Origin of the sequence: Gordonia liuliyuniae, assembly GCF_021739025.1 — a bacterium.
Classification (GTDB): Bacteria; Actinomycetota; Actinomycetes; order Mycobacteriales; family Mycobacteriaceae; genus Gordonia; species Gordonia liuliyuniae.
Window position 1 is genome coordinate 512,307 of sequence record NZ_JAKKOT010000003.1, and the last position, 18,657, is coordinate 530,963.

Genomic DNA, 18,657 nt, shown 5'->3' on the forward strand with positions numbered 1-18,657 from the left:
ATGAGCGTTGAGGTGAAGATCGGCATCGACAACAACCCCCGAGAACTCGCGGTGACCATCCCCGGGACCAGTGCGGAAGTGAACGCGAGAGTGTCTGCGGCACTGGACGGCACGGACGCCGTGCTGGAACTCGTCGACGAGAAGGGTTCGCAGATGCTCGTACCGTCCACGAAGATCGCCTACGTCGAGGTCGGGTCGAGCGAATCGCGTCGCGTCGGTTTCGGCGCCTGACCCCGCACGAGCACAGAATCACCGAAGACCGCCGGGCGTGCCCGGCGGTCTTCTCGTCGCTGCGGTGTGTCTCGGGTCTGGATCAGTCCCGCGCGAGATCCTGCATCGGGACGCCCGCGAGGCCGCCCCACAGGAGCGCGACGGTGGTCTCGACGGCCGACGCCTTGTCGATCGGGCGGTTGGCCTCCACCCAGTACCGGGCGTTCACCTGGCTCGCGCCGACGAGACCGGCGGCCAACATTCGGGAACGGTACGGGCCGAGACCGGAATCCTGCATCACCAGGCCGTAGACGGCGTCCACGCAGGCGTCGGACGCCCCCTCCACGCGGCGGATCACCGCGGGGTCCATGGCGTCGGACGCGAAGATCAGCCGATAGCCGGAATTGTCCTCGTCGATGAAGTCGAAGAACGCCTGCACGGCGGCCTGCACTCGCTGACGGTTGTCAGTGGTGCCCTGAAGCGCCTGGTTCACGTCGGAGACCAGCTTTTCGCCGTGCGAGTCGACCACCGCGATGTACAGGTCTAGCTTGGACGGGAAATGTTGGTAGAGAACGGGTTTGCTCACACCGGCGTGCACGGCGATCTCATCCATGCCTGCCGAGTGGTAGCCGCGTTCGACGAAGATCTCGCTGGCCGCGTCGAGGAGTTGGCGACGACGGGCGCTGCGGGGCAGGCGCGTCTGGCCGCGGCCCGAGGCAGCCGGGGTCGGGGCTGCGGGAACGGCGGAATTGGCGGTGGTCATCGTCTCAGAATACTCGCGCGTCACTGCGCCGCGTGAGCGAGTCGAACCGCCCGGGCAGGGTGCTCACTTCGACCCCTGTGGTTGTTGTGGCAGAGTTGATGGGTGACCGGAAATCCTGAGCCCGGGGTGCAGCGCCCCCGCCGTCCGCGGCCCGACCAGCCGCTGCGTGCTCGGTGGGACCCGATCGCCGACGATCACGAGAACGATGACCAGGAAGAGTCCCGCAGTGCGTTCGCGCGCTTCGCCGAGACCTTCGGGTGGCGCGCGTACGCCATCCCCGTCCTCGCGATCCTCACGATCGTCCTGCTGGTGGCGACCGTCCGCGGCGGCGGCGACCAGAGCGAGGCCGCGGCGACGCCGTCGGACGAACGCAACGCGAAAGTCAGCGAGGAGACGCACGCGATCGGTGCGCCGACCGGCGACATTCAGGAGGAGGCGCTGCCGTCGGGCGAGCTGCCCGTCGGTGGACCGTTCACCCGGGTCGGCGACAAGGACTATCGCGTGGTCCGCGGCACCGGGAAGAAGATCGGCACCGGTGGCCAGGAGTACACGTACACCGTCGAGGTGGAGAAGGGCATCGACCCGGTCCAGTACTCCGGAGACCAGTCGTTCGCGAAGCTCGTCGACACCACACTCGCCAACAAACGCAGCTGGATCGGCGGCGGGAACGTGTCGTTCCGGCGCGTCGACTCCGGCGACCCGGATCTGCGGATCACCCTCGCGTCCACGGAGACCGCCCGGGAACTGTGCGGCTACCAGATCAAACTCGAGACGTCGTGCTTCTATCCGCCCGAAGCGCGCGTGACGTTGAACGAGGCGCGGTGGGTCCGCGGTGCGTCGGTGTTCGCGGGCGACGACATGACCTACCGGCAGTACCTGATCAACCACGAGGTCGGGCACGGCATCGGGTACGAGAAGCATCGTCCCTGCGAGGAGAACGGCGCGCTCGCACCGATCATGATGCAGCAGACGTTCGGTACCGCGAACAGCGAGATCCTGGCGCTCGACCCCGACATGAAGGCCGACCGGTCCCTGGTGTGCAAGCCGAACGCCTGGCCGTTCCCGGGCTGATCGACGTGCCTGCGCTGCCCCCGTTGGTCGAACCCGGCGTCGAGCTGACCCGTGACGAGGTGGCGCGCTACAGCAGGCACCTGATCATCCCGGACGTCGGGGTGACCGGACAGCGGCGGTTGAAGAACGCGCGGATCCTGGTGATGGGTGCGGGCGGTCTCGGGTCGCCGACCCTCCTGTACCTGGCGGCCGCCGGTGTCGGCACCATCGGGATCGTCGACTTCGACACGGTCGACGAGTCCAATCTGCAACGCCAGGTGATCCACGGTGTCGCCGACCTTGACCGGCCGAAGACGCGCAGCGCGCGCGACTCGATCGCAGCGGTGAATCCGCACGTCGACGTCGTCCTGCACGAACACCGGTTGGAGCCGGCAGGCGCCGTCGAACTGTTCGCGCAGTACGACCTGATCATCGACGGCACCGACAACTTCGCGACCCGTTACCTGTGCAACGACGCCGCGGTCCTCGCGGGCAGACCGCTGGTGTGGGGGTCGATCTACCGGTTCGGCGGCCAGGCATCGGTGTTCTGGGAGGCCGCGCCGGACGGACGCGGACTCAACCTGCGCGACCTCTATCCGCAGGCTCCGCCACCGGGGAGCGTCCCGTCGTGCGCGGAGGGCGGCGTCCTCGGTGTGCTGTGCGCGTCGATCGGTTCGATCATGGCGACCGAGGCGATCAAGCTCGTCTGCGGGCTGGGCGAGCCGCTGCTCGGCAGGCTGATGATCTACGACGCGTTGACGATGAACTATCGGACGGTGCGCGTCGAGAAGGATCCGGCGGGCGCGCAGATCACCGCGTTGATCGACTACGACGAGTTCTGCGGTGTCGTCTCCGACGACGCGGCGCGGGCCGTCGACGGCGCCACGTGGACGCCGGCCGAACTCGCGGACGCGCTCGACGGTGAGGACCCACCCGTCGTGATCGACGTCCGGGAACCCGTCGAATGGGAGATCACCTCGATCGGCGGGGCCGTGCTGATCCCGAAGGATGAGATCGTGTCGGGTCGAGCGCTCGGCGACCTCCCGCACGACCGGCGGATCGTCGTGTACTGCAAGACCGGGATCCGCTCCGCGGACGCGCTCGCCGCCTTGCACCGCAACGGTTTCGACGACGCAGTCCATCTCGGCGGAGGCATCTCGGCGTGGGCGTCGACCGTCGACCCCGACATGCCCGTCTATTGACGTGCCCGCCTCGGCGTCGGTGAGTCGAGCGGGTCGAGCGGAGTCAAGCGGAGTCGAGCGGAGTCAAGCGGAGTCGGGGCATCATGGATGGTGGACGAAGGGATTGCTCATGTGCCGCAACATCAAACCACTGTTCAACTTCGAACCGCCCGTGACCGACGACGAAGTGCATGCTGCGAGCCTGCAGTTCGTGCGGAAGGTGTCGGGCTTCAACGCGCCGAGTCAGGCGAACACCGAGGCGTTCGACGCCGCTGTCGACGAGATCGCCGACGTCACCCGACGGCTGATGGCCGAGCTCACGACGGCGGCTCCGCCGAAGGATCGCGAGGCGGAGGCGGAGAAGGCTCGGGCGCGTGCGGCGAAGCGGTTCCCGTCACCGGTGAGCTGACGTCGCAGCGGATCCGACGGCACGCGCCACGGTGTGGTTGCCGGGAAACGCATGGTGCCGTGGGTAATCTGGCGGCGTGACCACCATTGTCGAGCCACCTGAGCAGGTTTTGACGACATTCGGCCTGACCTCGCATCCGCCGATCGCGATGGACGGTGTCGGCTGGCGGGTCGGGGAAGTGGTGCTCTCGCTGGTGCCCGATCACGCACGTGCGGCGTGGTCGGCGACGGCCCGCGAGAACCTGTACGTGGAAGGGATGCGCATCGCCCGCCCGATCCGAGCGTCCGACGGCCGATACGTGGTGTCGGGGTGGCGCGCGGACACCTATGTCGCGGGGAGTCCGGAGCCGCGGCACGACGAGGTCCTCGCCGTCGCCGATCGCCTGCACGAGGCGACCGCGAAGTTCGAACGACCCCGATTCCTGCTGCAGCCGCCCGCTCCGCCGTTCAACGACGTCGACGTCTTCACCGCGGCCGACCGGGCCGCCTGGGAAGAGGTTCCGATGCGGTCGGCCCGCGGCGCGGGGATGAGCGAGCCGACCAGCGACGACGGCAGACGCAGCCTCGACGAGGTCAAGACTCTCGCACAACTGCGGCGGCCCGTCGACCTGCCGTCCCAACTCGTGCACGGCGACCTGTTCGGCACGGTGCTGTTCGCGGGTGCCGCGGCCCCGGCGATCACCGACCTGGTCCCGTACTGGCGGCCCGCCTCGTGGGCGTCGGCGGTCACCGTCGTCGACGCGCTCGCGTGGGGCGGCGCCGAAGAGGAACTCGTCGAACGCTGGTCCGATCACCCGGAGTGGTCGCAGATGATGTTGCGCGCCACGATGTTCCGGCTCGCCGTCCACGCACTCCATCCGCGTTCGACAGTCGGGGCGCTACCGGGCCTTCTCCGCGTCGTCGACCTCGTCCGGATGATGGTGTAGAGCCTTACATCCGCGCGCGCCTCATCACGATCCGGTCGTCGACCATCGGCGTGCCTTCGCTGCGGAGCAACTGCAGTTGACGCGTCCGGACTGCGGGTGCCGGTCGACCGCTCGCCGGTACGACGCGGTGCCACGGCAGGTCGGACGAATCGGTTCGCATGATCCAGCCGACGATGCGTGCATTCGACAAACCGGCCTCGTCGGCGATGTCGCCGTACGTGCGGACCCGGCCGGTGGGAATCGCCGCGACGAGGGCTCGAACCGTCTCGACCTGCCCGTCGGTCACCGCACTCACGAGTGCACCAGGTCGAGGACGAGCCGGGCGCACAGGTCGGGCGCCAGGAACGGCACCATGTGCTCGGTGTCGACGTGGTGGACGGTCACCGTCGTCGGACGCTCGGCCGCGCACGCGGCGAGGAACTCCGGGCGGACGAACGGCGGATCGACGCGGCCCGCGACGACGACGTGCGTCGGGACCGACTCCGGCGGCAACCGGAACGGGCGGGCCATCTCGCTCCACGCCGTCGCAACCGCGGGCGGCGACACCCGCCAGACGACCCCGCCTGCGTCGTCGGACATCAGGTGGTGGTCGAGTTCGTCAATGAGGATCGCGGTCGGGACGTCATACCAGCCTTCGGCGCGTTTGGCTGCGATCGCGGCGTCGGCGTCCGCGTACCCCCAGTGCGCGAGTGTCGCCTCGGCGTACACGCGAGCCTGCGCCGGGTCGAGGCCGTGCGCCGGATCGAGCAGCACCAGCCCCGCGACGAGGTCGGGGCACCGGCGCGCGAGGGCGAGCGCGACCACCGACCCGAACGAATGGGCGACGACGACGATCGACCGATTCGCGGGGACCAGTGCCTTCACCGTCTCGGCGACGGCTGTCGCATGGTCGGCGGCACCCCACGGCGGCGCCCACGAACTGTGCCCGTGGCCCAGGAGGTCGGGCGCGAGCAGTCGGACGCCGGGCAGGTGGTCGGCGAGACGGCCCCACCGCCGTCCGTGCCCGGTGAGGCCGTGCAACGCCAGCACGACCGGAGCGTCGGGGTCGTCGGTCCCGAACACGTGGGTGTGCAGCGGCTGCGCGGTCATTCGAGGACGAGGGGAGCGGCGACGGCGGCGATCTCGGTCGGCACGGGGACGGGGCGCCGCGACTGGCCGTCGACGTACACGTGCACGAAGCGGCATGTCGCGGCGCATGTCGGCTCGTCACCGTCGACGAACAGCCCCAGCGTGTACGTCACGCTCCGCGTGCCGAGGCGTTCCACAGCGATCCCGATCGTCAGCGTGTCCGGGAACGAGATCGACGCGAGATACTTGCAACCCGATTCGGCGACCACGCCGATCGCCGAGAGGTCTCGGACGTCCACCCCGGTCGTCTCCATCAGCCAGCCGTTCACCGCCGTGTCGACATACGAGTAGTACTTCACGTTGTTCACATGGCCGTAGTGGTCGTTGTCCTCCCACCGGGTGTCGACCGACCACGTCGCCCGATAGCTGCTCAACGAGTGGGGGTCGAACACCGGTGACGTCATACCGGACACGCTATCGGGTGCTCAGAACTCGATGATCTGCCGGACCTCGCGGCCCGCGACGAGCGCGTCCATCGCCTCGTTGACGTCGTCCAAGCCGATGCGCGAGGTGATGAGCTTCTCGAGTGGGAGGCGCCCGGCGCGCCACAGTTCGACGTAACGCGGGATGTCGCGCGAGGGCACCGCCGACCCGAGATAGCTTCCGATCACCGTGCGGGCCTCGGCGACCAGGCTGAGCGGCGAGATCGTCGCACGGGCGGACGGCGACGGGAGCCCGACGGTGACGGTCGTCCCGCCGACGGCGGTCGCGGCCACCGCGGTCTCGAAGGCACGCGCGTTGCCTGCGGCCTCGACCACGATGTCGGCGCGGATGTCGCCAAGTTCGGCCGGCGTCAACGTCCGCGTCGCGCCCAGCTCACGTGCCAGGGCGAGCTTCTCGGGAACCGAATCGACCGCGATGACGTCGCTGCCGGTCGCCAGCGACGTGGCGACGAGGAGAGCGGCCATGCCGACGCCGCCGAGACCGACCACCATGATCGAGTCGGACGTCTGCGGCGGCGCCGCGTTCAACAGCGCGCCGCCGCCGGTGAGCACCGCGCACCCGAGGACCGCGGCGACAGCGGGCGGCAGATCGTCGTCGACGGGCACCACCGAGCGACGGTCGACGACCGCATGCGAAGCGAACCCAGACACGCCGAGATGGTGGGCGACCGGCGCACCGCCACGGTGCAGACGAGTGCCACCGGCCAGGAGAACGCCCTCGTTGTTGGCCGCCGAACCGACCACGCACGGGGTACGCCCATCGGTCCGGCAGCCCGCACAGTCGCCGCAGCGCGGCAGGAACGTCATCACCACGCGGCGGCCGATCAGGGCGGAGTCCTCACCGGAACCGACCGCTTCGACGATGCCCGCGGCTTCGTGGCCCAGCACCATCGGTGTCGGCCGCACCCGGTTGCCGTCGACGACGGACAGATCCGAATGGCACAGTCCGGCGGCCTCGATGCGGACCAGTAGTTCGCCGGGCTCAGGTGCGGCCAGATCCAGCTCGGAGACAGACAGCGGGCGAGAGTCCGCGTACGGGGTCGGGCGTCCGATGTCTTCGAGTACGGCTCCGCGGATCATCATGGGGACGAGTGTAGGTCCCGGTGCTGACAAGCCGACCGACCTCGTGGCGCGCACGTTCGGCCAGCGCGCATCCGCCCTGTCGGAGGCGCGTGGTTCGATGTTGTGCATGGCCCGCCCGAACACGCGACTCGTCACCGCGCCGACCGATGTCGGCCCGGTCGAACGTGCGTGGCCCGAGCGTGCGCGTGCCCTGATCGACGGGCCGCACACCACCGATTCGGCGCGCCCGTGGCACCCGTACCGGGTCCACGGCGGTCCGGGCACCGGCAAGACCGCACTGCTCGTCGACACCGCCGTCGCGCGACTGCTCGACCCGACCGTCGATCCCGAATCCGTGCTCGTACTCGCCGCGAACCGGCGGGCGACCACGGCCTTGCGCGACGAGATCACCCGACGCGTGCTGTCCGCGGGCGGCCGGCTCGGCGGCGCGCTGCGCGAACCGCTGGTTCGCACCGTCCACTCGTACGCGTTCGCGGTCCTCCGGTTGCAGGCTCAGGCGCACGGCAATCCGCCGCCCCGACTGGTCACCGGATCTGAACAAGACGTGGTCCTGCGCGAACTGCTGGCAGGCGACGTCGAAGACGGCGCCGACTACTGGCCCGCGTCTTTGCGTCCGGCACTGACCACGAACGGGTTCGCGCAGGCGCTGCGCGATCTCCTGATGCGGGCTGCCGAGCGGGGTCTCGGCCCCGAAGACCTCGCCGAGCTCGGACGCCGCCATCGCAAACCGGAGTGGGTGGCCGCCGCCCACGCGTACCGACAGTACGAGCAGGGCATGCTGTTACGCGGAGCCGTCGGTCTGGACGCTCCGCTCGCGAGCGCGACCGCCGTCGACGCCGCCGAACTGATCGGTTCAGCGCTGTCGGCGTTCGCGATCGATGCGGAACTGCTCGCCGCGCAACGCCAACGCATCCGCCACCTGCTCGTCGACGACGCGCAGCACCTCGACCCGCAGGCGGCCCGCCTCGTCGAAGCGCTCGGCACCGGAGCAGATTCGGTGGTGGTCGCCGCCGACACCGACCAGTCCGTGTTCGGGTTCCGTGGCGCGAGCCCGCGCTTCGCCGACGGGCTCGCCGCCGACGGCGGCCGCGATGTGGTGCTCGACGTCGACCACCGGAGTAGGGAGCGGATCAACACGGTGACGCGAGCCCTGACTGCTCGACTGCCGGGGGCACGGCCGCACCCGGCGGCTGCGGCGATCCCGAGCCGGCCCGAGGACACAGGCGACGCCACGGTGCGAGTGTTCTCCTCGGACGCGAAGGAAGCGACCGCCGTCGCCGACATGATGCGTCGTGCCCACCTGTTCGACGGCGTCCCGTGGTCGCAGATGGCGGTGATCGTCCGGTCGGTGCCGCGCGCACTGCCCGCGCTGCGTCGCGCGTTCTCGTCGGCCGGCGTACCGATGGCGACGCCGACGAGCGATGTGCCGATCCATCAGCAACGGGCCGTACAGGCGTTCACTCTGGCTCTGCGTCTCGCGGCGGGCGACGCCGTCGACGGCGACGAGACGATCGCCCTCTTCTCCAGTCCGATCGGGTCGGCCGATCCGGCGCAACTGCGCCGCCTACGGCGCGGCGTGCGGCGGATCGACGAAGCCGCAGGCGTCGACCGGGACTCGCTGACCTCCCTCGGACTGGCGCTCACCTCCGAGGACGCGGCCGCCGAGTATCTGGATTCGATGACCGACTTCGAAGGCCTGCCGCTCAAGCAGGTCACGAAGGTGATCGGGGCCGCTCGACGCGCCGATCAGGCCGGTGTCGGTGTCGAGGAGACCCTGTGGCGGGCCTGGCAGGCGAGCGGTCTGGAACGGCGCTGGCGCGCCCGGTCGTTGCGGGGCGGACGCATCGGCGACCAGGCCGACCGCGACCTCGACGCGATGCTCGCCATGTTCGAGGCCGCCGGATCGTTCACCGACAACCTGCCGTCCGCGTCGCTGCGCGGATTCGTCGACTACCTCGGACAATTGCAGATCCCGCGGTCCTCACGTGTCGCGGTCGCCGCGTCCGACACCGTCGCCGTCCTGTCCGCGCACGCCGCGTCCGGCCGGGAGTGGGAGGTCGTCGCAGTGCCGGGCGTCCTCGACGGACTGTGGCCGTCGCTGCGCAGCCGCGGCAGCATCCTGCACACGCCCGCGCTGCTCGACCTGCTCGACGGTGTCGACGCGGACGCCCTCGACTCGATCTCCCGCGGTTCGGTGATGCTCGCCGACGAACGTCGACTGCTGCTCGTCGCGTGCTCGCGTGCGCGGTCGCAACTGCTGGTGACCGCGGTCGAAGACGGCACCGGCGATGCGTCGCCGTCCCGCTTCGTTCCGGAGATCGCCGACGCCCTCGGCGGCTATGGTGACGAGTCGGTTCGCGGCGACCAGACCGCCGACTCGGCCGACGAGGTACCGCTCGACCCGGGTGTCGACCGCGTGCTGTCGTTGCCGTCTCTGGTCGCCGACCTGCGCGCCGCCGTCGTCACCGGAGCCGAAACCGTCCTCGCCGGCGACGTCGAGACACCGGACGAACGGACGTCGTCCGCCGCCTCGCTGCTCGCGCGGTTGGCGCAGGCCGGTGTTCCGGGCGCCGACCCGGCCGAATGGTTCGGCCTCGTCGGACCCAGCACCGACGAACCGCTGTGGACGCCCGAACGGGGAGCTCGGTCGTTGTCGCCGTCGAACGTCGAAGCGCTCACCCGATGCTCACTGCGCTGGATGATGGAACGCCACGGCGGGCGCGACGGCGACGCCGAGCAAGCCGTCACCGGCACGCTGGTGCACACCCTCGTGCAAGCCGTCGCGGGCGCGATGGACCCCGCCCAGGTCAGCGCAGCCCTCCACGAGGTGTGGGGGAGAGTCGCGTCGCCGGCACAGTGGTATTCGGCGCGCGAACTCGAACGCGCCGAAGCGATGCTCACCCACTTCCGCGACTGGCTGCGGGCCTCGCGCGCAGAACTGTCCGAGGCTGGCGTCGAAGTGGAACTGTCCGCCGATCTGCCGCAGGACCGGCCCGACGACATGGCTGTCCGACTCGTCGGCCGGATCGACCGGCTCGAGACCGATGAGTCGGGCCGACCCGTGATCGTCGACGTGAAGACCGGTAAGACCGTCATCAGCGTCGCCGACGCGCACGAGCATCCGCAGCTCGCCGCCTACCAACTCGCGCTGATGCTCGGCGGGGTCGACGGAGTGTCCGCGACGGAGCCGGGCGGCGGACGCCTGGTCTACGTGAACTCGGCGAACAAGAAGACCGGGGCCGCCGAACGGCTGCAGCCGCCGCTGACCCCCGACCAGGTCGACGAGTGGATCGGCGTGGTCCGCAGTGCCGCCGCATCGAGCGTCGGGCCGGTCTTCGAAGCGACCCCGAACTCCGGGTGCGGGCACTGCTCGCTGCACGCCGCCTGCCCGGCGCAACTGCGTGGAAAGGCGGTCACCGATGACTGACCGTTCGCGCATCGGGGCCCGCTCGATCGCTGCGGCGCTCGGGCTGCCGCCGCCGACCGACGAGCAGGTCGACGTCATCGAAGCGCCGATGGAACCGATGCTCGTCGTCGCGGGGGCAGGCGCGGGCAAGACGGAGACCATGGCCTCCCGCGTGGTGTGGCTTGTCGCCAACCAGCTCGTCGGGCCCGAGGAGATCCTCGGCCTGACGTTCACGCGGAAGGCGGCCAGCGAACTCGCCGCACGCATCCGGCGCCGACTCTCGATGCTCGCGGGCAGTCCGGCCCTCCTCGAATGGGATCCGGGCGGCACGCTCGCGAGCAGGCTGCGCAGCGCGGACGCCGAAGTCAGCACGTACCACGCCTACGCCGGACGACTCATCGCCGACTACGGGCTGCTCCTGCCGGTGGAGCCCACATCGACGCTGCTCAGCGAGACCGAACTGTGGCAGCTCGCGTTCTCCGTCGTCACCTCGTGGCCCGGTGAACTGACCACGACCAAGGTGCCGTCATCGGTGACCGAGGCCGTCCTCCGCCTCTACTCGGAGATGGCCGAACACCTCGTCGACGTCGACGATCTGCGGGCCGCGGGCCACGACCTGTACCAGCTGATCGACACCCTGCCCAAAGGTGCGCGGCAGAAGGACGAGCCGAGTAAAAGGCTGCGCGACTACCAGGCCGTCATCGACGAACGACGCGAACTCATCCCGCTCGTCGTCGCGCTCGGCGAGGCCATGACCGCTCAGGGCGCACTCGACTTCGGCAGCCAGATGTCGCTCGCCGCACGGCTCGTCGCCACCCATCCGGAAGTGGTGTCCGCCGAACGGTCCGGGATCCGCGCCGTCCTCCTCGACGAATATCAGGACACCGGCCACTCCCAACGCATCCTCCTGTCCAAGCTGTTCGGCGGCGTCCAACCGACCGGGACGCCCGCGATTGCGGTGACCGCCGTCGGCGACCCTATTCAATCGATCTACGGCTGGCGTGGCGCGTCGGCAGCCAACCTTCCGCGGTTCGCGCTCGACTTCCCCCGCAACGACGGGACGGGCGCGCGCCGTCGCGAACTGTTGACGAGCTGGCGCAACTGTCGTGCCGCGCTCCACCTCGCCAACGAGACCTCCGAAGGACTCCGTCGCCGCGGCGTCCCCGTCAGCGTGCTCCGCGCCCGCCCGGATGCACCCGACGGCACCGTCCGACTCGCGTTGACCGAGACTGTCGTCGCCGAACGCGAATGGATCGCCGACCGGATCGAGGACTACTACCGGAGCGCCGAACGCGAGCAGACGGCCCCGCCGACCACCGCGATCCTGGTGCGGCGGAACGAAGACTCGGCGCCGCTCGCCGCCGAACTCGAACGACGAGGCATTCCCGCCGAAGTCGTCGGCATCGGCGGACTGCTGCACGTCCCGGAGATCACCGACATCGTCGCCACACTCCGACTGATGGCCGACCCGATGGCCGGAACCGCGGCCATGCGACTACTGACCGGAGCACGCTGGCAGCTCGGCGCCGCCGACCTCGCCGCCCTGTGGCGGCGTGCCCGCGAACTCGCCGCCGGAGCCGCTGCGCCGACCACGGGGGCGGTCACCACCCCCGACGCTCTCGGCGACGCGCTCGACGCGGCCCTGCCCGGAGAAGCCGTCGACTCGGCCGGACTGTGCGACGCCCTCGCCGACCCCGGGCCGGCAGGCAGATACAGCGCGGCAGGCCACGAACGCATCGTGACCTTCGGGAAACAGTTGGAAGCGCTCCGTCGACGGATCGGCCAGCCGCTGCCCGAACTCGTCGCCGACGTCGAACAGACCATCGGAGTGGCCGTCGAAGCGCAGATCCGGGCGCGCCGCATGCGCGGCCGCATCACCGGCCGTGAACACCTCGACGCGTTCGCCGACTATGTGACCCACTACGCCGAACGCTCCGGCGCCACCCTGCCGGGACTGCTCGCCTTCCTGGACACCGCCGAAGCCGTCGAGAAGGGGCTCGAAGCCGGACGCGTCGAGGTCGCCGAAGAGCGCGTACAGATCCTCACCGTCCACGCAGCCAAAGGCCTCGAATGGGACGTGGTCGCGTTGCCGCACGTCGCCGATCGGATCTTCCCGAGCGGCAAAGCCGAGACCACCTGGCTCGGGTCGGCCCGCGAACTTCCGGCAGCGCTGCGCGGTGACCTCGCCGACGAAGCGGGCGGCGAAGGCTACCCGCCGATCGACCTGGCCGGCCTCGCCGACCGCAAAGAACTCGAGGCCGCGATCGACGACCACAAGGCCGCCGTCGGCGAACGCCGCCTCGACGAGGACCGACGACTCCTCTACGTGGCGCTGACCCGCGCCAAACACACCCTGCTCGTGTCGGCCCACCACTGGTCCGAGACCGGCGACAAGCCGCGCGGCGGATCGCCGTTCTACACCGAGCTCGCCGAACACGTCGCAACCGCCGCCGACGGAATGGTTTCCGGAGTCGATCCCGCAGCCTTCTCGATCGATGTCGACGCCCCCGACCCGGAGCCAGGCGACGTCAACCCGCTCATCGAACAACAAGTCGCCGTCGCCTGGCCCGTCGACCGTCTCGGCGACCGCCGCGCGCCCATGACGGCCGCAGCCGACCTCGTCGCGTCGGCGCGCGCCGCCCACGGACTGTTCACCGTCGACGACGCGCCGACCGACGACCCCGACATCCTCGCCTGGCGCGACGAAGTCACCGTCCTCCTCGACGAACACGCGAGCGAGCGCGACCCCGTCGTCGACGTCGCACTGCCCGGCCACCTCTCGGTGAGCGAACTCGTCGAACTCGACACCGACGAACAGGCGTTCGCCGCGCGGCTGAGGCGACCTGTCCCGTTCCGGCCCAACCCGCTCGCGCGGCGTGGCACCGCGTTCCACGCGTGGCTCGAACGCCGGTTCGGCGCCACCCGACTCCTCGACATGGACGAACTTCCGGGCGCCGCCGACGCCGCAACCGGTGACGTCGCCGACGACGACCTCGCCGTCCTCCGGGAGAAGTTCCTCGCCTCGCCGTGGGCCGACCGGACACCCGTTGACGTCGAAGTCGGTTTCGAGACCGTCATCGGCGAGACCGTCGTCCGCGGCCGGATGGACGCCGTGTTCCGCGACGGCGACGGTTGGCTCGTCGTCGACTGGAAGACCGGAGCCATCCCCGAACCGGCCAAACGCGCGTCGCTGTTCGTGCAGCTCGCCGCCTACCGGGTCGCGTGGGCGCAGCTCGCCGACGTCGACCTCGACCAGGTGCGCGCCGCGTTCGTGTACGTCCGGCACGGCTTCACCCTCGAACCCGACGTGCTGCCGGACGCCGACCGACTCGCCGAGATGCTCGCCGCCCACTCCCAGGCCGGACACTCCCAGGCCGCCCACTCCCAGACCGTCCAGCCCCAGACCGTCCAGCCCCAGACCGGCAGACCGTCGACATCCGTGCCGCCGGGCTCGATGCAGTAGCCTCAGCCTGTGCGCAAACGACTGCGTCGCAGAGGCGGCCTGGTAGACGAGCCCGACTACGCGCTCGTCGGCGTCGTCCGGATCCCGGAACTCGAACAGAGCCCGGCGCGGGCGATCGGCAAACGCATCCTGTGGGCGCTCATCGCGCTGTTCGTCTGCTCCATCGTCGTCTACCTCGACCGCGGCGGGTACCGGGACGCGAAAGGCACCGCGCTCAGCTACCTCGACGCGCTCTACTATTCGGCGGTCACCCTGTCGACCACCGGATACGGCGACGTCACACCGGTCACCGAGTCCGCGCGACTGGTGAACGTCATCTTCATCACGCCGCTCCGCGTGCTGTTCCTGATCGTGCTCATCGGTACGACCCTGGAAGTGCTCACCGAACGGTCCCGACAGGCCATCAAGATCCAGAACTGGAGGAACCGCGTGCGTAACCACACGATCGTCGTCGGCTACGGCACCAAGGGACGGACCGCCGTCGACGCGGTCATCGCAGACGGGGGTAAGCCCGCCGAGATCGTCGTCGTCGACAACGACACCGCGGCGCTCGAAGCCGCAGCGGCTCACGGCCTCGTCACCGTCCGCGGCGACGCCACCAAGTCGGACGTCCTGCGCCTGGCGGGTGTGCAGTACGCCGCTGCGATCGTCATCGCCGCCAACCGCGACGACACCGCGGTCCTGGCCACGCTCACCGCCCGCGAGATCAACCCGCGCGCCAAGATCGTCGCGTCCATCCGCGAAGCCGAGAACACGCACCTCATGCGACAGTCGGGCGCCAACTCCGTCGTCGTCTCCTCCGAGACCGCAGGCCGACTCCTCGGCATCGCGACCATCACCCCGTCCGTCGTCGAAGTCGTCGAAGACCTCCTCAGCCCCGAAGAGGGCTACGCCATCGCCGAACGCGAAGTGGAGCCCTCCGAGTCCGGCGGCTCGCCCGCACACACCAAGGACCTCGTCCTCGGCGTCGTACGCGAAGGGAAGCTGTACCGGGTCGGCGACCCGGAAGTCGAGGCCATCGAGGTGGGCGACCGACTCCTCTACGTCCGACAGGGAGGCCCCGCCTGATGGCGACGTTCGAACTCATCGAACCACCGATGCTGGCGCGCGCCGCATTCGACCGCGCCGACCAGATTCGGAAACATCCCGACCGGCTCGCCCGAGCCTGGGCCGGGGCCGCAGTGCTCCACGTCGATCACCAGGGGCGCTACCCGGTGGACGCCGACGGCGCCATCGCCTGGCAGCACGCCGACGGCGACCAGCCGCCCGCACGCGCGGTGTTCCTCGGCGACGCCGACGGCTACCGGTGGGCCGTCCGAGTCGACCACGTGGCGGGCGACCACGCCGACCCCCGCACCGGCGCACACCGCCTGTCGCACGACGACGCCGGGCTCCTCGCCACCGCCATCGGCATGCTCAACTGGCATCGGGCCGCCGGCCATTCGCCCGTCGACGGTTCGACGACCGTCCCGGCGCAAGGCGGTTGGCTGATGCGCAACGACGCAGGAGTCGACGAGTTCCCGCGCACCGACCCAGCCGTCATCATGGTGATCCACGACGGAGCCGACCACGTCCTCCTCGGCAGGCAGACCGTGTGGCCCGACAAATGGTTCTCCACACTCGCCGGTTTCGTCGAACCCGGCGAGTCCCTGGAACAGTGCGTGCGACGTGAAGCCCTCGAAGAAGCAGGCATCACCGTGCACGATCCGCGATACCTCGGCTCCCAGCCGTGGCCCTTCCCGCGGTCGCTCATGTGCGGTTTCGAAGCCGTCGGCGATCCCGCCGAGCCGATCGAACTCCGCGACGGCGAACTCGGCGACGCTCGATGGTTCCACCGCGACGACGTGCTCGCCGCACTCGACCGCAACGCCGACTGGGGAGCCGACGACCCCGACACCCGACTGATGGTGCCCGGATCGATCTCCATCGCCCGCAGCCTCATCGAATCGTGGGCACACGCGCCGCGGGCGTGAGGTGCCCCGAAGTGGTGAGATCGGCGCGCGGTGTGCTGGGATTGACCGTATGAGCGACGCGACGAACCCCGCACTGACCCTGTACACCACCAGCTGGTGCCCGTTCTGCAACCGACTCAAAGCCGGACTGGACCGCAACGACGTCGACTACACCGAGATCGACATCGAAGCGGACCCCGCCGCAGCCGAATTCGTCGGCTCCGTCAACGGCGGCAATCACGTCGTGCCGACCGCACTGTACGGCGACGGGTCGACGGCGACGAATCCCGCGGTCGGCGAAGTGATGTCGAAGCTGGGGTTGATGTAGAGGACCACTCGCTTCGTTCGCGCTCGCGCGTCGGCGGACCGAGAGTTGTCGGGGGCGTGTGAGAGTGTCGGGATGTGGCGGTGATGGCAGAGACTCGGACGAACGCACTGGACGGACTGGACCCCGAGCAGCGTGCGGCGGTGACGGCGCCTCGGGGCCCGGTGTGCGTGCTCGCCGGGGCGGGCACCGGTAAGACCAGGACCATCACGCGGCGGATCGCTCACCTCATCGAGTCGGGGCAGGTGAATCCGACTCAAGTGCTGGCGGTGACGTTCACGGCGCGGGCCGCGGCCGAGATGCGTGAGCGACTCGCGGGTCTCGGGGTGTCCGGTCCCGGCGGGACGGTCGTCGCCCAGACCTTCCACGCCGCAGCATTGCGCCAACTCCGGTACTTCTGGCCCCGCGTCATGGGGGCGGCCCGGTGGGAACTCCTCGACAACAAGTTTCGGCTCGTCTCTCGTGTCGCACGGGACGCAGGCCTCGACTCGGCCGACCGCGATCTGATCCGTGATCTGGCGTCGGAGATCGAATGGGCGAAGTCGTCGAACATCGGGCCCGCCGACTTTCCGGCGGCAGCGGCCGATGGCCACCGCGACCTGCCGACCGATGCGCGGACGGTCGCCGAAGTGTTCGCCGCCTATGAGGACGCGAAGGTGTCGCCGGACGGCGACCGACTCCTCGACTTCGAAGACCTCATCATCTACACGACGATGATCCTGCAGGCCGAGCCGTCGATCGCCGAAGAGTTCCGGACGCGCTATCGGAGTTTCGTCGTCGACGAGTATCAGGACGTCACGCCCATCCAACAGAATCTGCTCGACGCGTGGCTGGGGGAGCGCGACGACCTCACGGTGGTCGGCGACGCCAACCAGACGATCTACAGTTTCACCGGCGCGACCCCGGACTATCTGCTCGACTTCACCCGCCGCTTCCCGGAGGCCACCCTCGTCCGTCTGCAACGCGACTACCGTTCCACACCCGAAGTGGTCGACCTGGCGAACCGGGTGATCGGCAACGCCGTCGGCCGTATCGCGGGAACACGATTGCAGCTCGTCGGTCAGCGTGCGTCCGGGCCGACGCCGGTGTTCTCCGAGAACGAGGACGCCGCGAGCGAAGTCGTGTGCGTCGTCGCCGAGTGCAAGAAGCTGCTGCGCGCCGGTGTACCCGCGACCGAAATCGCGATTCTGTACCGAGTCAACGCGCAATCCCAGCAGTACGAGGAAGCGTTGTCCGAGGCCGGTATCGAATACCAGGTACGCGGTGATCAGGGGTTCTTCGCGCGGCCCGAGATCGTCGCCGCCATGCGCCGACTCACGACACTCGCCGAAGGGCCACCGCCGCCGATGACGGTGATCGACGCCGTACGTCACGTGCTCGCCCCCGTCGGGCTCACCGAAGCAGAGCCGGCGGGCGCCAACGCGAAAGCCCGGTGGCAGCAGCTGTTGCGTCTCGTCGAGATCGTCGAAGGCATCGCAGCCGAGCGACCGTCCGCTGACTTCCCGACAGTCGTCAAAGAGCTCGACAATCGGTCGAAGTCGCGGCATGCGCTCGTCGTCGACGGGGTCACCCTATCGTCGATGCACGCCGCCAAGGGGCTCGAATGGGATGCGGTGTTCCTCACCGGGCTCCACGAGGGGTCGGTCCCGCTGGGACGGGCGACCGGTAGCCGCGAGGAGATCGAAGAGGAACGTCGCCTGTTCTACGTCGGGGTGACGCGGGCACGCGAGAACCTGCATCTGTCGTGGAGTCTGTCGCGCGGCGACGGACGCCGCTCGTCCCGTAAACGTTCCCAGTTCCTCGACGGGCTGCTCCCGTCGTCGTCGGCCGCCCGGCTCGACGAGATTCGCGAGGAACCGGACCGCAACGTGGTCAAAGCGTTGACTGCGTGGCGCGCCGACTACGCGAAACGACAAGACATCGCACCGGTCAACGTGATGAGCACGATGATGATCCGGCGGATCGCGACGGAACTCCCGACCGGCCTCGACGAGTTGGCCGCGGTCCGCGGCTTCGGAGCCGAACGGACCGACGTCATCGGAGCCGAAGTCCTCGCGGTCGTCGACGACGGTCTCTTCGGCTGACCAGAAGTCGGCAAAACCGCAGGTAGAAAATAGGTTGTGCGAGTCTGAGCTCGCGCATAGAGTAGTCCGAGTAAGTGACACGCCCATCTCGGCGTGTGGTGGAGACGAAGACGGAAGGGAGTTGCGCGAAATGATCAAGAACACCTGGCATGTGGCACCAGACGCCGCTGCAGCAGCAGGAGCTGTCGCGCGAGCGCGCCGGCGATTCCCCGTACCCCGTCTCGGCTGTCGACAG

General features: G+C 69.6%; 16 protein-coding genes. 11 read left to right on the plus strand and 5 right to left on the minus strand.

Going from position 1 to position 18,657, the window contains the following annotated elements; translation table 11 throughout:
• Entirely contained in the window at positions 1-231 is a 231-nt protein-coding gene (locus tag L5G28_RS07155; protein WP_237000907.1) for a DUF3107 domain-containing protein, read from the plus strand.
• 82 nt (positions 232-313) lie between these two features.
• Here the strand turns inward: L5G28_RS07155 and fasR are convergent, their stop codons facing one another.
• Entirely contained in the window at positions 314-973 is a 660-nt protein-coding gene (fasR, locus tag L5G28_RS07160) for an HTH-type transcriptional activator FasR (RefSeq protein ID WP_236996324.1), read from the minus strand.
• A 102-nt stretch (positions 974-1,075) separates the two neighbouring features.
• Here fasR and L5G28_RS07165 point away from each other — a divergent pair, with 102 nt between their 5' ends.
• The 4 genes from L5G28_RS07165 (at position 1,076) to L5G28_RS07180 (ending at position 4,538) form a co-directional block, all read left to right on the plus strand.
• Positions 1,076-2,044, plus strand: a complete 969-nt coding sequence (locus tag L5G28_RS07165; RefSeq protein WP_237000908.1) for a DUF3152 domain-containing protein — start codon at positions 1,076-1,078, stop codon at positions 2,042-2,044.
• A 5-nt stretch (positions 2,045-2,049) separates the two neighbouring features.
• A complete protein-coding gene (gene moeZ / locus L5G28_RS07170; RefSeq protein WP_237001270.1) occupies positions 2,050-3,225 on the plus strand; it encodes an adenylyltransferase/sulfurtransferase MoeZ in 1,176 nt (391 codons plus the stop codon).
• 109 nt (positions 3,226-3,334) lie between these two features.
• On the plus strand, positions 3,335-3,613 hold the full coding sequence (locus L5G28_RS07175; RefSeq protein ID WP_237000909.1) for a DUF2277 domain-containing protein: 279 nt from the start codon (positions 3,335-3,337) through the stop codon (positions 3,611-3,613).
• Between the two features lie 76 nt (positions 3,614-3,689).
• The gene (locus L5G28_RS07180; RefSeq protein WP_237000910.1) at positions 3,690-4,538 is read left to right on the plus strand and encodes a TIGR02569 family protein; all 849 of its coding nucleotides are present in this window, start codon (positions 3,690-3,692) and stop codon (positions 4,536-4,538) included.
• 4 nt (positions 4,539-4,542) lie between these two features.
• Here L5G28_RS07180 and L5G28_RS07185 read toward each other — a convergent pair whose 3' ends face one another.
• From L5G28_RS07185 to L5G28_RS07200, 4 genes are read right to left on the minus strand one after another with little or no spacing between them, the layout of a single operon-like run.
• The gene (locus L5G28_RS07185; protein ID WP_237000911.1) at positions 4,543-4,833 is read right to left on the minus strand and encodes an MGMT family protein; all 291 of its coding nucleotides are present in this window, start codon (positions 4,831-4,833) and stop codon (positions 4,543-4,545) included.
• The gene (locus L5G28_RS07190; protein ID WP_237000912.1) at positions 4,830-5,627 is read right to left on the minus strand and encodes an alpha/beta fold hydrolase; all 798 of its coding nucleotides are present in this window, start codon (positions 5,625-5,627) and stop codon (positions 4,830-4,832) included. Before L5G28_RS07190 ends, L5G28_RS07185 begins: the two co-directional genes overlap by 4 nt.
• The gene (locus L5G28_RS07195) at positions 5,624-6,070 is read right to left on the minus strand and encodes an acyl-CoA thioesterase (RefSeq protein ID WP_237000913.1); all 447 of its coding nucleotides are present in this window, start codon (positions 6,068-6,070) and stop codon (positions 5,624-5,626) included. The genes L5G28_RS07190 and L5G28_RS07195 overlap by 4 nt, the downstream gene beginning before the upstream one ends.
• Before the next feature lie 21 nt (positions 6,071-6,091).
• On the minus strand, positions 6,092-7,192 hold the full coding sequence (locus tag L5G28_RS07200) for an alcohol dehydrogenase catalytic domain-containing protein (protein WP_237000914.1): 1,101 nt from the start codon (positions 7,190-7,192) through the stop codon (positions 6,092-6,094).
• Positions 7,193-7,298: 106 nt separating this feature from the next.
• Here L5G28_RS07200 and L5G28_RS07205 point away from each other — a divergent pair, with 106 nt between their 5' ends.
• From L5G28_RS07205 to L5G28_RS07230, 6 genes are all read left to right on the plus strand, one after another.
• Complete coding sequence (locus L5G28_RS07205; protein ID WP_237001271.1) at positions 7,299-10,619, plus strand: ATP-dependent helicase; 3,321 nt, start codon at positions 7,299-7,301, stop codon at positions 10,617-10,619.
• Complete coding sequence (locus L5G28_RS07210; protein ID WP_308191954.1) at positions 10,612-14,061, plus strand: ATP-dependent helicase; 3,450 nt, start codon at positions 10,612-10,614, stop codon at positions 14,059-14,061. Before L5G28_RS07205 ends, L5G28_RS07210 begins: the two co-directional genes overlap by 8 nt.
• A 9-nt stretch (positions 14,062-14,070) precedes the next feature.
• Complete coding sequence (locus L5G28_RS07215; RefSeq protein WP_237000915.1) at positions 14,071-15,129, plus strand: potassium channel family protein; 1,059 nt, start codon at positions 14,071-14,073, stop codon at positions 15,127-15,129.
• A complete protein-coding gene (gene nudC / locus L5G28_RS07220; protein WP_237000916.1) occupies positions 15,129-16,034 on the plus strand; it encodes an NAD(+) diphosphatase in 906 nt (301 codons plus the stop codon). Before L5G28_RS07215 ends, nudC begins: the two co-directional genes overlap by 1 nt.
• Positions 16,035-16,083: 49 nt before the next feature.
• Positions 16,084-16,341 (plus strand): mycoredoxin, encoded by a 258-nt coding sequence (locus tag L5G28_RS07225; RefSeq protein ID WP_237000917.1) that lies wholly within the window; start codon positions 16,084-16,086, stop codon positions 16,339-16,341.
• Positions 16,342-16,424: 83 nt separating this feature from the next.
• Entirely contained in the window at positions 16,425-18,422 is a 1,998-nt protein-coding gene (locus L5G28_RS07230) for an ATP-dependent helicase (RefSeq protein ID WP_237000918.1), read from the plus strand.
• The last annotated feature ends 235 nt before the right edge of the window (positions 18,423-18,657 follow it).